Origin of the sequence: Arthrobacter sp. FB24 (assembly GCF_000196235.1) — a bacterium.
Classification (GTDB): domain Bacteria; phylum Actinomycetota; class Actinomycetes; order Actinomycetales; family Micrococcaceae; genus Arthrobacter.
The window spans coordinates 2,403,368-2,416,078 of sequence record NC_008541.1 but is presented as its reverse complement, the minus strand read 5'-3'; the positions used below and the strand labels follow the sequence as shown (position 1 = coordinate 2,416,078).

The 12,711-nt window shown below is 64.7% G+C and carries 11 protein-coding genes; 6 read left to right on the top strand and 5 right to left on the bottom strand.

Annotated features, from left to right (window positions below; genetic code table 11):
* The first annotated feature begins 4 nt into the window (after positions 1 to 4).
* Positions 5 to 2,119 carry an acyl-CoA dehydrogenase family protein gene (locus tag ARTH_RS10825; protein ID WP_011691988.1) on the top strand — a complete coding sequence of 705 codons (2,115 nt, stop codon included), beginning with the start codon at positions 5 to 7 and terminating at the stop codon, positions 2,117 to 2,119.
* A gap of 86 nt (positions 2,120 to 2,205) precedes the next feature.
* Here ARTH_RS10825 and glgA read toward each other — a convergent pair whose 3' ends face one another.
* The gene (gene glgA, locus ARTH_RS10820) at positions 2,206 to 3,402 is read right to left on the bottom strand and encodes a glycogen synthase (protein ID WP_043430698.1); all 1,197 of its coding nucleotides are present in this window, start codon (positions 3,400 to 3,402) and stop codon (positions 2,206 to 2,208) included.
* Positions 3,403 to 3,504: 102 nt separating this feature from the next.
* Between glgA and glgC the strand changes: the two genes are divergently transcribed.
* From glgC to ARTH_RS10805, 3 genes are all read left to right on the top strand, one after another.
* The gene (gene glgC / locus ARTH_RS10815) at positions 3,505 to 4,902 is read left to right on the top strand and encodes a glucose-1-phosphate adenylyltransferase (protein WP_011691986.1); all 1,398 of its coding nucleotides are present in this window, start codon (positions 3,505 to 3,507) and stop codon (positions 4,900 to 4,902) included.
* A 68-nt stretch (positions 4,903 to 4,970) separates the two neighbouring features.
* Positions 4,971 to 6,422 (top strand): SDR family NAD(P)-dependent oxidoreductase, encoded by a 1,452-nt coding sequence (locus ARTH_RS10810; RefSeq protein ID WP_011691985.1) that lies wholly within the window; start codon positions 4,971 to 4,973, stop codon positions 6,420 to 6,422.
* Positions 6,423 to 6,518: 96 nt separating this feature from the next.
* On the top strand, positions 6,519 to 6,983 hold the full coding sequence (locus ARTH_RS10805) for a pyridoxamine 5'-phosphate oxidase family protein (protein WP_011691984.1): 465 nt from the start codon (positions 6,519 to 6,521) through the stop codon (positions 6,981 to 6,983).
* 58 nt (positions 6,984 to 7,041) lie between these two features.
* On the opposite strand, the gene ARTH_RS10800 is transcribed toward ARTH_RS10805, so the two are convergent.
* Positions 7,042 to 7,485 carry a universal stress protein gene (locus tag ARTH_RS10800; protein WP_011691983.1) on the bottom strand — a complete coding sequence of 148 codons (444 nt, stop codon included), beginning with the start codon at positions 7,483 to 7,485 and terminating at the stop codon, positions 7,042 to 7,044.
* A gap of 272 nt (positions 7,486 to 7,757) precedes the next feature.
* On the opposite strand from ARTH_RS10800, the gene ARTH_RS10795 reads away from it, so the two are divergent.
* Complete coding sequence (locus ARTH_RS10795) at positions 7,758 to 8,522, top strand: response regulator (protein WP_011691982.1); 765 nt, start codon at positions 7,758 to 7,760, stop codon at positions 8,520 to 8,522.
* Here the strand turns inward: ARTH_RS10795 and ARTH_RS10790 are convergent.
* Positions 8,519 to 10,216: a GAF domain-containing sensor histidine kinase gene (locus ARTH_RS10790; RefSeq protein WP_011691981.1), complete on the bottom strand. Its 1,698-nt coding sequence runs from the start codon at positions 10,214 to 10,216 to the stop codon at positions 8,519 to 8,521. The genes ARTH_RS10795 and ARTH_RS10790 overlap by 4 nt on opposite strands.
* 157 nt (positions 10,217 to 10,373) lie before the next feature.
* On the opposite strand from ARTH_RS10790, the gene ARTH_RS10785 reads away from it, so the two are divergent.
* Positions 10,374 to 10,859 carry a pyridoxamine 5'-phosphate oxidase family protein gene (locus tag ARTH_RS10785; protein WP_043429765.1) on the top strand — a complete coding sequence of 162 codons (486 nt, stop codon included), beginning with the start codon at positions 10,374 to 10,376 and terminating at the stop codon, positions 10,857 to 10,859.
* 11 nt (positions 10,860 to 10,870) lie between these two features.
* Here ARTH_RS10785 and ARTH_RS10780 read toward each other — a convergent pair whose 3' ends face one another.
* On the bottom strand, positions 10,871 to 11,722 hold the full coding sequence (locus ARTH_RS10780; RefSeq protein ID WP_011691979.1) for a transglutaminase family protein: 852 nt from the start codon (positions 11,720 to 11,722) through the stop codon (positions 10,871 to 10,873).
* Positions 11,719 to 12,645: an alpha-E domain-containing protein gene (locus ARTH_RS10775; RefSeq protein ID WP_011691978.1), complete on the bottom strand. Its 927-nt coding sequence runs from the start codon at positions 12,643 to 12,645 to the stop codon at positions 11,719 to 11,721. The genes ARTH_RS10780 and ARTH_RS10775 overlap by 4 nt, the downstream gene beginning before the upstream one ends.
* Positions 12,646 to 12,711: the final 66 nt, after the last annotated feature.

The following is a 12,711-nucleotide window of genomic DNA, read 5'->3' as shown; positions in this document are numbered from 1 at the left end:
CGACATGACTGACGTAGTTGACCGCGCCGCCAGCCAGGCGCGCCGCCCCGCCGGGAGCGCACACCACCATGCCGACGCGGCGCCCGCCGTCGACGTCGCTGCGCTGGGCGAGCAGCTCCTGGGCAAGTGGGCCCACATCCGCCGGCATTCGCGCGACCTTTCAGGCCGTCCCGAACTGCACAAGACCGAAGGCCTCACCCACACCGAGCACCGGAAGCGCACGTTCGGCCAGCTCCAGTACCTGGTGGAGAACGGTGCCGTTCATCGCGCTTTCCCCGAATCACTGGGTGGTTCGGATGATCACGGCGGGAACATCGCCGGGTTCGAGGAACTCGTCACAGCCGATCCGTCGCTGCAGATCAAGGCTGGCGTCCAGTGGGGGCTGTTCGGTTCGGCTGTGATGCACCTGGGCACCGAGGAGCACCATGCCAAGTGGCTGCCCGGCATTATGAACATGGACATTCCCGGCTGTTTCGCGATGACGGAAACCGGGCACGGCTCCGACGTGGCCAGCATTGCCACCACGGCGACCTTTGACCCGGCCACGCAGGAATTCGTCATCAACACGCCCTTCCGTGCCGCCTGGAAGGACTACATAGGAAATGCCGCCATCGACGGTCTCGGCGCCGTGGTGTTCGCCCAGCTGGTGACCCGCGGCGTGAACCACGGGGTCCACGCGTTCTACGTGGACCTGCGGGACCCGAAGACCAAGGAGTTCCTGCCGGGCATCGGTGGAGAGGACGACGGCGTCAAGGGCGGGCTGAACGGCATCGACAACGGCCGGCTGCACTTCAGCAACGTCCGCGTACCGCGGGCCAACCTGCTCAACCGGTACGGCAACGTTGACGCCGACGGGGCCTACACCTCTCCCATTGCCAGCCCGGGCCGTCGCTTCTTCACCATGCTGGGCACCCTCGTCCAGGGCCGCGTCTCCCTGGACGGTGCCGCGGTGGCTGCCAGCAAGCTGGCCCTCAAGACCGCCATCCAGTACGCCACTGAGCGCCGCCAGTTCAACGCCTCCTCGCACACTGACGAAGAAGTGCTGCTCGACTACCAGCGTCATCAGCGGCGGCTGTTCACCCGGCTCGCCACCACTTATGCCGCAGGCTTCGCCCACGAACAGTTGCTGCAGAAATTCGACGACGTCTTCTCGGGTGCACACGACACCGACGAGGACCGCCAGGACCTCGAGACACTGGCCGCCGCACTCAAGCCGCTCAGCACGTGGCACGCCCTGGATACTTTGCAGGAGTGCCGCGAGGCCTGCGGCGGCGCAGGGTTCCTGATCGAGAACCGTTTCGCTTCCCTCCGGGCGGACTTGGACGTGTATGTCACGTTTGAAGGCGACAACACCGTGCTCCTCCAGCTGGTGGCCAAGCGGCTCCTCGCGGACTACGCGAAGGAATTCCGCAACGTGGACGTCGGGGTGCTGGCACGCTACGTAGTGAGCCAGGCGGCCGGCGCCGCGGTACACCGGACCGGGCTTCGCCAGGTCGCGCAGTTCATGGCCGACACGGGCTCGGTGCAGAAGGCGGCCATTGCACTCCGGGACGAGGACACCCAGCGGCTGCTGCTGACGGACAGGGTGCAGACCATGGTTGCCGAGGCCGGAGCAGCACTCAAGGGAACCAACAAGCTGCCGCAGCAGAAGGCCGCTGCGGCTTTCAACCAGCACCAGCACGAATTGATTGAGGCGGCGCAGGCCCACGCGGAGCTTCTGCAGTGGGAAGCCTTCACGGAAGCCCTGGCCGACGTGAAGGACCCGGGCACCAAGCGGGTGCTGACCTGGCTCCGGGATCTGTTCGGACTCTCGCTCATCGAGAAGAACCTGTCCTGGTACCTCATGAACGGTCGCCTGTCGATGCAGCGGGCGCGCACTGTGGGCGACTACATCAACCGCCTCCTGGTCAAGATCCGCCCGCATGCCCTGGACCTGGTGGATGCCTTCGGCTACGGCCCGGAGCATCTCCGCGCGGCAATTGCCACCGGAGCAGAAAAGACACGCCAGGACGAGGCCCGTGCGTTCTTCAGGACCCAGCGCGCCGACGGCAAGGCCCCGGTTGACGAAAAGGTCCTCCTGGCCCGGAAGGCCCGTGACACGAAGGCTCCGCGCCGCTAACCCCGGCGTACCGCCCGGGCACAACGATAAGACGACGACGGCGCCGCCCCCCGGGAGGGAGCGGCGCCGTCGTCGTTCGTTGCTGATCAGGCAAGGACGGAGCGGTACACCTCAAGGGTGGTCTGCGTAATGGAGTCCCAGGAGAAGTGCTCCTCGGCGCGGCGGCGGCCCGCCTGTCCCATGGCGCGGGCACGCTCCGGATCGGACACGACTTCGGTGAGGGCAGCTGCGAATTCGTTGACGAACTTCTCCGGGTCCAGCGGGGTCCCGGTGCCGTCAGTGACCTGTTCCAACTCCACCAGCAGGCCGGTTTCGCCATGCTGGACAACCTCCGGGATGCCGCCGGTGGCGCTGGCCACGACTGCTGCACCGCAGGCCATGGCTTCGAGGTTGACGATCCCCAGCGGTTCGTAGATGGACGGGCAGGCAAAAGCGGTTGCGTGGCTGAGCACCTGGATCAGCTCGTGCCGGGGCAGCATTCGCTCGATCAGGACGACTCCGTTGCGCTGGCTCTGCAGCTCCTCGATCAGGCGGGCGGTTTCCGCTGCGAGTTCCGGGGTATCCGCTGTGCCGAGGCAGAGCACAAGCTGGACACCCGCGGGCAGCTTGGCGGCGGCACGGAGCAGGTACGGAACGCCCTTCTGGCGGGTGTTGCGGCCGACGAAGACCACACTGGGCAGTCCGGGGTCGATGCCCAGGGCACGGACGGCGTCCTCGCCCTCATCACGGTTCCAGAGTTCGACATCGATGCCGTTGTGGACCACGCGCACCTTGGCGGGATCGACGTCCGGGTAGCTGCGGAGGATGTCCTGGCGCATCCCTTCGGACACGGCGATGATGGCGGCCGCGGCCTCGTATGCGGTCTTTTCCACCCAGGAGGACAGGGCATAGCCGCCGCCAAGCTGTTCAGCCTTCCAGGGCCGCAGCGGCTCGAGGCTGTGGGCGCTCAGCACGTGCGGGATGCCGTGAAGCAGCGATGCCAGGTGGCCCGCCATGTTGGCATACCAGGTGTGCGAATGCACAAGGTCAGCTCCCGCGATATCCGGCACGATGCGCAGATCCACACCGAGCGTCTGCACGGCGGCGTTCGCGGCACCCAGATCCTCCGGGACCGAATAGGACGTCACCTTCGCCCCGTGGTAGTCGGGATCCCGGGGCGCCCCGAAGGCCCGCACCTGCAAATCCACATGCTTGGCCAGCACACGGCTTAATTCAGCCACATGGACCCCGGCGCCACCGTAAATCTCGGGCGGGAACTCTTTAGTCACAATGTCTATTCGCACGATACCCAAGGTAGTCCTTACGGCGTATCTGTTCTAGTGTGAAGGAGTCCGGGCGTGCCGGACTTTTTGGGGAAGTTACGAAGGCGTACAGGAGCGACCACCATGCCGTTGAATAAGAAAGTCCTGGCTATTGTCCTCGCAGGCGGCGAGGGCAACCGGCTCATGCCACTGACGGCTGACAGGGCCAAACCCGGCGTACCCTTTGCCGGGAGCTACCGGCTAATCGACTTCGCGCTGTCCAACCTCGTGAATTCCCGCTATCTGCAGATTGTGGTGCTCACGCAATACAAATCCCACAGCCTGGACCGGCATATTTCCGAAACATGGAGAATGTCCACGCAGCTGGGAAACTACATCGCCTCCGTCCCCGCGCAGCAGCGCGTAGGCAAGAGCTGGTTCCTCGGCAGTGCCAACGCGATCTACCAGTCCCTGAACCTGATCCACGACGCCAACCCCGACATCGTCGTTGTGGTGGGCGCCGACCACGTCTACCGCATGGACTTCGCACAGATGGTTGAGCAGCATGTCGCAAGCGGGGCCAAAGCCACAGTGGCCGCAGTCCGCCAGCCGCTGAACATGGCCGACCAGTTTGGTGTCATCGAGGTGGACCAGGAGAATCCCCAGAAGATCGCCGCCTTTGTGGAGAAGCCGTCCTCAACCCCCGGGCTGGCAGCAGATCCCACGCAGTTCCTGGCATCCATGGGAAATTACGTTTTCGATGCGGACGCCCTGGTGGACGCCCTGCACGTGGATGCCGAGCGCCTCGACACCAAGCACGATATGGGCGGCGACATCATTCCTTACTTCGTCAATAAGGGTGAAGCAGGCGTTTATGACTTCACGCTGAATGATATTCCCGGTTCCACCGAACGGGACCGTACTTATTGGCGCGATGTCGGCACCATCGATTCCTTCTACGACGCCCACATGGACCTTATTTCCCCCATGCCGGTCTTCAACCTGTACAACTCGGAATGGCCCATCTACACGCGGCAGAGCATCTCCCCGCCGGCAAAGTTCGTGCGCGGCCAGGGCAACACCGTGGGTACGGCCCTCGATTCCATCGTGGCCAGCGGCGTGGTGATTTCCGGCGGCATCGTGGAAGGCTCAGTCCTGTCCAACGACGTCTATGTGGGCACGGCGAGCCGCGTAGTGGATTCGGTCCTGATGGACAAGGTCCAGATCGGCGAGGGTGCCGTGGTCAACCGCGCCATCATCGACAAGAACGTCAAGGTGCCCGCCGGTGCAGCGATCGGCCTGGATCCGGAGCGCGACCGCGCCCGCGGTTTCAAGGTCACCGAATCGGGCATCACGGTGCTTTCCAAGGGGCAGGCGGTTCCTGAACCGGACGAGGCCGAACGTGCGTTGTCAGCCGCCAACCTCCACCTGGTGCCCAACGCGATCAAAGCGGCAACGGAGAACTACCCGGCTGCCCGGGACTCCGCGGCCAAAGTAGGGGAAGCCCACGCTGCGGCCGTGGGAGTATCCAGCAACGACTAGGCGACCACGCCGCTGCCGCTGAACCTTGACGGCAGGCCGAAGGATTCCCAGGCTGTAAAATTGGATCAATGAACTCCTCCGATTTGACGCCTGAGGACATCCAGGCCTGCCTCAAGGTTCTTAACACCATCCACGCCTATGACGAGGAGCACCCGGACTACGTCTCGGTTCGACGCGCCACGGGCAAGATGTTCAAGGCTGTCAAACGCCACCGCCGGGTCACCAAGCGCGACCTGATCGCAGAGTCCGATCGCGCAGTCATCGCCCAGACGGCTACGGCAGCGCCGGACCGGATCGATGACGAAACCCGCGGGAACAAGCTGGAACCCTCTGCGACCGGCAAGGTGGCCGGACACCTCATCAGGTCCCGCCCGTGCTACATCTGCAAGAATCACTACACGCAGGTTGATGCCTTCTATCACCAGTTGTGCCCTGAGTGCGCTGCGTTCAGCCACAGCAAGCGCGACGCGCGGACGGACCTCACCGGCCGGCGTGCCCTCCTTACGGGAGGTCGCGCCAAAATCGGCATGTACATCGCCCTGCGGCTGCTGCGGGACGGTGCCCACACCACCATCACCACCCGGTTCCCGAAAGATGCGGCCCGACGCTTCGCCGCGATGGAGGACAGCGGTGAGTGGCTCCATCGGCTCAGGATCGTGGGCATCGACCTTCGTGATCCCTCCCAGGTAATGGCCCTGACGGATTCCCTCGACGCCGCGGGCCCGCTGGACATCATCATCAACAATGCGGCCCAGACGGTCCGCCGCTCCGGCAACGCCTACAAGCCGCTGGTCGATGCAGAGGACGAGCCCCTGCCGGCCGCCCTCGACGCTGCCAACGGCGGACCGGAACTGGTGACCTTCGGCCACGCCCACGACAAGCACCCGTTGGCCCTTGCCAGCAGCGTCATGGAACACCCGGTCCTGGCCGGCGACGCCATCACATCCCTGGCACTCTCTACGGGTTCGGCTTCGCTGGAACGGATAGCCACCGGCACGGCCATCGACGCCGGCGGGCTGGTTCCTGACCTGGCCACCATCAACAGCTGGACGCAGGTGGTGGATGAAGTGGACCCGCTGGAGATGCTCGAAGTTCAGCTCTGCAACGTGACGGCGCCCTTCCTGCTCGTGAGCCGTCTGCGTGCCGCCATGAAGCGCTCCACCGCGCACCGGAAGTACATCGTGAACGTTTCCGCCATGGAAGGGCAGTTCTCACGCGCATACAAGGGTCCGGGCCACCCCCATACCAACATGGCCAAAGCGGCGCTAAACATGATGACCCGCACCAGCGCGCAGGAAATGCTCGATTCCGACGGCATCCTGATGACCGCCGTGGACACCGGATGGATCACTGATGAGCGTCCGCATTACACCAAGGTCAGGCTCATGGAGGAAGGCTTCCATGCTCCGCTGGACCTCGTGGACGGTGCAGCGAGGGTCTACGATCCGATTGTCATGGGAGAAAACGGCGAAGACCAGTACGGCGTCTTCCTCAAGGACTACAAGCCCAGCCCCTGGTAGCAGGGGCTTCCCGGCCGGTAGCAGAGGCTGCCGGGGTGCCGCTAGGGGCCCTATGGCCCTAATGGGCACGCCGGAGGGACCGTAACGTGGGTTGACATGAACACCATGACGCCGCCCGAGGGCCAGTTGTCCATTGACCAGTGCTGGGTACTGCTCGACACCGAGGTGGTCGGGAGGATAGCGCTCATTGTCGATGGCCACCCGGAAATCTTCCCGGTTAATTTCGTGCTCCAGCGCCGCACTGTCGTTTTCCGGACGGCCGGCGGAACCAAGCTGTGGGCAGCCATGACGGCCAAGCCCGTGGCTTTTGAAATTGACGGCTACGACGCCCATGAAGAGATGGCCTGGAGCGTGGTTGCCCGCGGCGAAGCCGAGCTCATCGAAACCCAGGAGGAAAAGGACGAAGTGGACGCCCTGTTCCTGGAACCATGGCAGCCCGGCGACAAGGACTACTACGTACGGCTGGCGCCCAAGGCACTCACCGGCCGACGGTTCAAGGTCAAGAAGCCGGACATGTGGAATACTCGGCTGTCCGATCCCCGGCGCGCCGCGTTCGAGTAGCCCGCTTCGCTGCCGCGTTCGAGTAGCCCGCTCCGCTAGAGAGCCATCAGTAGAACCGTCAGCGTTTTTCGGGGGTGTGCACAACCAGTACCGGGCAATGCGCGTGGGCTACGCAGGCAGAGCTCACCGAGCCCAGCAGCAGGCCGCCGAAGCCGCCGTGGCCGCGTCTTCCGACAACGAGCATGTCGGCATCACGGCTCGCATCAATGAGAGTATTCCGTGGGCGTCCCTGCACCAGCTTGGTCTCGACGTTGGGCGGTGTTTCCGTCCCGAACGCCTTGGCCACTGTTTCCTGGAGGATCTCCCCGGCACGCACATCGAAGTCGTTGATTCCCATGGCCACGTACCCGTCGTACACGGGCGGGTAATCCCAGCATGCCATTGCGACGAGCTGTGCTCCAAGCCTGTCCGCCAGTCCTTGTCCCTGCTTCAAGGCCTCCACCGACGCCTCTGAGCCATCGACTCCAACAATGATCGTCCGGACGTCCTTGGCCTCATTCATGGCTTCCCCTTTCGAGGGCGGATATCGCGGGAGGGCCTCCCGACGGACCGGCAGGTCCCATTCAAGGATGTGTGCCGGAACCCGCCTTCGCTAGGGCCTAAAGTCATGGCCGCTGTGGGTCCAAGGACCCTTGTTGCCCTTAGCGCCGTCAACGAGAATTGCAGGGCCGGATGACGGAAACCGGGTCCGGACAGAGATAATGGGATCTGCACCGCTCCGGCAAGCCGGGTGCGGACCGATTATGGCAGCTCCGGCCGCCGGACAGGAGGACCATGATTCCTCGGGCAGACCTAGGTCCCTCCGCGCAGGACATGCACACCGGCCTCATCCGTGTGTTCATCCTCGACGATCACGAACTCGTCAGGCGGGGGCTCCAGGAGCTTCTGGAAGGAGAGGGTTTCCAGGTCGTGGGCAGTTCCGGTTCCGCTGTCGAGGCCACCCGGCGCATTCCTGCCCTGCATCCCGACGTCAGTGTGCTGGATGCCCGCCTTCCGGACGGAACGGGCATCGAAGTCTGCCGGGACGTCCGGTCCGTGGATCCGAACCTGAACTGCCTGATCCTGACGAGCTTTGACGATGAGCAGGCCCTGCGCGGTGCCGTACTCGCCGGAGCCAGGGGATACGTCCTGAAGGAGATTGGGGGCACCGATCTGATCGGCGCCCTGCGCCGGGCGGCCGCCGGTGAGTCACTGTTCGACGACGGCGTGGCGGCGAGCATCGTGGAAAGCCTCGTCACACCCCAGCAGGTGGATCCCAGGATAGCCGGCCTCACGCCGCAGGAGCGGCGCGTCCTCGAGCTGGTGGGCGGCGGCCTGACCAACCGGCAGATCGCTGCCGAAATGTTCCTGGCGGAGAAGACCGTCAAGAACTACGTGTCCTCGCTACTGGCAAAACTGGGCTTTGAACGGCGCACGCAGGCCGCGGTGTACATTGCCAACAGCTCGGTTCCGGCGCCGTCCGCTTCAGGGCACTCCGGTGCGGCCCATTCTGGCGCGGCGCACGCCGGTGGCAATGATTCCGACGGACACCGGCGCTAGAGCGGAACCGACCACACCAGACTGGTTCCGGTGTCCGGGGCGCCGGTGATGGTGCAGGTGCCGTTCAGCATCCTCGCGCGCTCTTCCATGTTGTTCAGTCCGTTGCGCTTTGCCGAATCTTTGAACCCGCTGCCGTTGTCGGTCACCAGGACGGTCATCCTGCCATTCATGGCGGAGACGGCAACCTCGATCGAATCAGCTCCCGAATGCCGGATGGCGTTGCTCAGTCCCTCTGAAACAACGGCCACCACATGGTCTGCCTTGTCCGGTTGGACTGAGTCAACCGGGCCTTCCAGGCTAAGCGCCGGCGCAAAGGGCATGGACTTTGCAGCGCTCCGCGCGACACTCCGCAGCCTCCCGCTGAGGGGCTCGGCATCGCTGTTGCCGGTCTTGAGCGAGTAGATGGTGTCCCGCAGGCTGCGGATGGCCTCATCCAGTTCACCGGTGATGGCACGAATCCTCTCCAGTGCAAGGTCTTCCTTCGTGAACCGGTTCAGGCTCTGGACGCTCAGGCCTGCTGCGAAGAGCCGCTGGATCACGAGGTCATGGAGGTCACGGGCAATCCGGTCGCGGTCAGTGAAGACCAGCAGCTCTTCCCGCAGCCGGTGGACCCGGGCCAGTTCAAGCGCCAACGCCACGTGGGACCCGAAAACGGCTCCCATCTCCATATCAATCCGGCCGTAGGGACCCTCGCTGGCGTCCCGGACCAGGAGGAGCAGGCCATGATGTGCGCCCTGGGTGCTGAGCGCCACTGCGAGGAGCGAACCGGCCACGGTCCCCTCCAGCACCCCCAGCACGTCGGCGGCCTTGTCCACGAGTAGCGGGTCCCCGCCGGCAAGCACCCCCTGGAGAACTTCCGAATCCAGGTACAGCGTCAGGCCGGCGAACAACTCCGCGTCGTCACCGTCGGCCCCGGCCACGACATATCCCACGCCGTCCGCGGCGGGTTCCACTATCAGGGCCAGCCGGGACCCGGATTCCCGCAGCGCCCTGCCGGCAATGGGATCAAGGCCGGCAGACGACGACGGTTCGGTCCCCAGCATCAGCCCGGAGACATCCATGCAGGCCTCAAGCCATTGTGCGCGCCGGCGGGCGTCATCATAAAGCCGTGCATTCTCGATGGCGACACCGGCAGCGGCAGCCAGGGCTACGGCCAGCTCCTCGTCCTCGACCGTAAAATCGCCGCCGCCCTCCTTCTCCGTCAGATACAGGTTTCCGAACACAACGTCCCGTACCCGGACGGGAACGCCAAGGAAGGACTGCATGGGCGGGTGATGCTCGGGAAAGCCGTACGCCTCGGGATGGCTCCGCAGGTCGGGGAGCCGCAGCGGCCGCGGATCGGAGATCAACAATCCCAAGACCCCATGACCGGTAGGGAGGGGGCCGATCCGTTTGGCCAGTTCGCCGTCGATCCCGACCGTGATGAAGTGGCTGAGGGCGCGGTCATCGCCGATGACGCCCAACGCGCCGTAGCGGGCGCGCAGCAACTGGCAGGCGGACTGAACGACGCGCTCCAGGACGGCGTCGAGGCTCAAATCCTCCGCAACCGCCACGACGGCTTCAAGCAGGCCGCCCATGCGCTCTTGGAACTGAAGGAGTTCGCCGGCCCGGGCGACGAAATCCTTGAGCAGGTCTTCAATCCTTGTACCGCTCGCAGCCGTGTACCGTTCGGGACTGTCGCCATCGGCATGCATATTCACAACCCAACTCCTGACCGCGTACGGCCGCTCCGGCGGCGTGAGGCAAGAATACCGTTAAGCCCTTCGTCCCGGGGCGGCGGTGGTCGTTTTCTGCGGCATGGGGACCTTGGGCCCTAGCTTTCCGGAGGTTCCCTGGCTTAGGCTCGGCGTCATGAGCACTGATCCGAAACCCGGCGCCGAGCACCCACACGAAGTCGAAAACCTCGACAATCACGAATGCTGGCGCTTGCTGCGCAGCGTCTCAGTGGGCCGGCTGGCGGTCTGGGTCGAAGACCACCCGGACATCTTCCCCATCAACTACAAGGTAGACCACGGGACACTGGTCTTCCGCACGGCCGACGGCACCAAGCTGCAGGCAGCAACCGGCGACACCCCTGTGGCCGTCGAGGCCGACGGCGTGGACGCGGACAGCGGCGTCGCCTGGAGTGTCGTGATCAAGGGGCAGGCAGCTCCCGTCAAGAACCAGCAGGAGGTTCTGGACACGGTGGGACTGCTGCTTTTCCCGTGGCAGGCCGGCAAGAAAGAGCACTTCGTACGGATTACCCCGGACACCGTCACCGGCCGGCGTTTTAAGGTCACTCCCCCGCTGACCTGGTGGACGCCGCTGGACGACGCCACCAGGTCCGGCTTCGAGTAGAGCCTGCCGGCCTATGCCAGGCGGGTAATTTCCACGCTCACGTTCAACGCGGAACCGCCGCCACCGGACAGGATGCCCTTAAGCGGCGGCACATCCCGGTAGTCGCGGCCACGTGCCACGGTGACATGGAAGTCACCGGCGGGTTTGTGGTTGGTGGGATCCCAGCTGCGCCATTCACCGTCCCACCATTCCAGCCACGCATGCGACTGGCCGGCCACCGTCTCGCCGATGTCCGCCGTCGAACGCGGATGAAGGTAACCCGAGACATAACGGGCGGGGATTCCGCAGCTGCGCAGCGAGCCGACGGCGAGGTGCGCCAGGTCCTGGCATACGCCCTGGCGCTGGCTCCAGGCCTGCGCCGCGTTGGTGGTGACCCCGGTGGAGCCCTTCATGTAGGTCATCTCTCCGCGCATCCATTCGAAGATGGCCATGGCGGACTCGTAAGGGTTCCTGCCCTCGACGATTCCCGGAATGATGCCGAGGACCTCGTCCCCCGGACCACTCAGCCGGGACTGCGGGATCCAGTCGCTGAACTGGTTGAGGGTCTCAGGCGCCTGCAACACGTCCCAGGAGACGATGTCGCCGTCGGCCGGAACGCGATCCACACGGTGGACTTCCACCGTGGTGGTGGCGACCACCTCAAGGTATTCGTGCGGCATCTGCATGTCGAAGGCAGTGACACGCGTGCCCCAGTAGTCGCGGTAGCTGCTGACAGCGGCCTGCGACGGCGCAACCTTCATGGACGATTCCAGCACCACCTGCTGTGGGTCCGTCAGCGGGGTCATGCGGGCCTCGTTGTACGAGAGCGTGACGCGCTTGTTGTACTTGTAACCGGTTTTATGAATGATGCTCAGCCGGGTCATGAAACTTCTCCCACCCAGGCCAGTTCGTCCGCCTGATTGAAGTACTTACGGGAAATGGCGTCGGAGGCCTGCGACACGGCCTTCTGAACGCGCTCCATGTGCTCCGGCAGTTCGGACATGAGGTCGTCCGTGCGGTGGAACTCCAGGAACGTGCGGGCCTGGCCTACAATCCGGCGCGCATCATTGATGAACCCGACGCGCTGGGCGGATGGGTCAAGCTTCGCCAGGCACTCGTCGGCGTCCCGCAGGGCATAGACGATGGAGCGCGGAAAGAGCCGGTCCAGCAGCAGGAACTCTGCGGCGTGCTGGTCGCCAAAGGCAGCCCGGCGCGTCCGTAGGAACGACTCGTAGGCACCGGCGCAACGGAGCATGTTCACCCATGACATGCCGGCGGAGAGCACGTCGCGGGTGGAGAGCATGCGGGCCGTCATGTCGGCACGCTCCAGGGAACGCCCCAGGGCGAGGAACAGCCAGCTGTCATCGTGGCTGACGGTGGTGTCCGCCAGGCCGCTCACCATGGCGGTGCGTTCCAGCACCCAGTGGCAGAACCGGTACGTGCCCACCACGTCCTTACGGTGCTGGTTCAGGCCGTAGTACGTCGTGTTCAGGCTCTCCCAGAGCCCGGAGGAAACTGTTTCGCGGGCGCGGCGGGCGTTTTCGCGGGCGGCACCGAGCGAGCCGGCGATAGACGTCGCGCTTTGTTTGTCGTAGGCGAGGGCGTGCAGCAGCTCCTCGAGGCCGAACTCATCGCTCTCGGGCCGGGCTCCCATGACAGCCAGGAGTTCCCGGGCAACGTTGTCCCGCTCCTCCGTGGGCAGGTGGTTGAGCCGCTCAAGGTGGACGTCCAGGATGCGCGCGGTTCCGTCCGCGCGTTCCACATAACGGCCGATCCAAAATAGGGACTCGGCAATACGGCTAAGCATTTGCGGCTACCTCCTGCGGGTCCGAAATCTGCATGAACATAAATGGGCAAACTGATGCGGGCTGCA

Excerpts from the sequence above, each read along its gene's own strand:
- ARTH_RS10825 (WP_011691988.1), top strand. The coding sequence starts at position 5 with ATGACTGACGTAGTTGACCGCGCCGCCAGCCAGGCGCGCCGCCCCGCC.
- glgC (WP_011691986.1), top strand. The coding sequence starts at position 3,505 with ATGCCGTTGAATAAGAAAGTCCTGGCTATTGTCCTCGCAGGCGGCGAG.
- ARTH_RS10810 (WP_011691985.1), top strand. The coding sequence starts at position 4,971 with ATGAACTCCTCCGATTTGACGCCTGAGGACATCCAGGCCTGCCTCAAG.
- ARTH_RS10805 (WP_011691984.1), top strand. The coding sequence starts at position 6,519 with ATGAACACCATGACGCCGCCCGAGGGCCAGTTGTCCATTGACCAGTGC.
- ARTH_RS10800 (WP_011691983.1), bottom strand. The coding sequence starts at position 7,485 with ATGAATGAGGCCAAGGACGTCCGGACGATCATTGTTGGAGTCGATGGC.
- ARTH_RS10795 (WP_011691982.1), top strand. The coding sequence starts at position 7,758 with ATGATTCCTCGGGCAGACCTAGGTCCCTCCGCGCAGGACATGCACACC.
- ARTH_RS10790 (WP_011691981.1), bottom strand. The coding sequence starts at position 10,216 with ATGCATGCCGATGGCGACAGTCCCGAACGGTACACGGCTGCGAGCGGT.
- ARTH_RS10785 (WP_043429765.1), top strand. The coding sequence starts at position 10,374 with ATGAGCACTGATCCGAAACCCGGCGCCGAGCACCCACACGAAGTCGAA.
- ARTH_RS10780 (WP_011691979.1), bottom strand. The coding sequence starts at position 11,722 with ATGACCCGGCTGAGCATCATTCATAAAACCGGTTACAAGTACAACAAG.
- ARTH_RS10775 (WP_011691978.1), bottom strand. The coding sequence starts at position 12,645 with ATGCTTAGCCGTATTGCCGAGTCCCTATTTTGGATCGGCCGTTATGTG.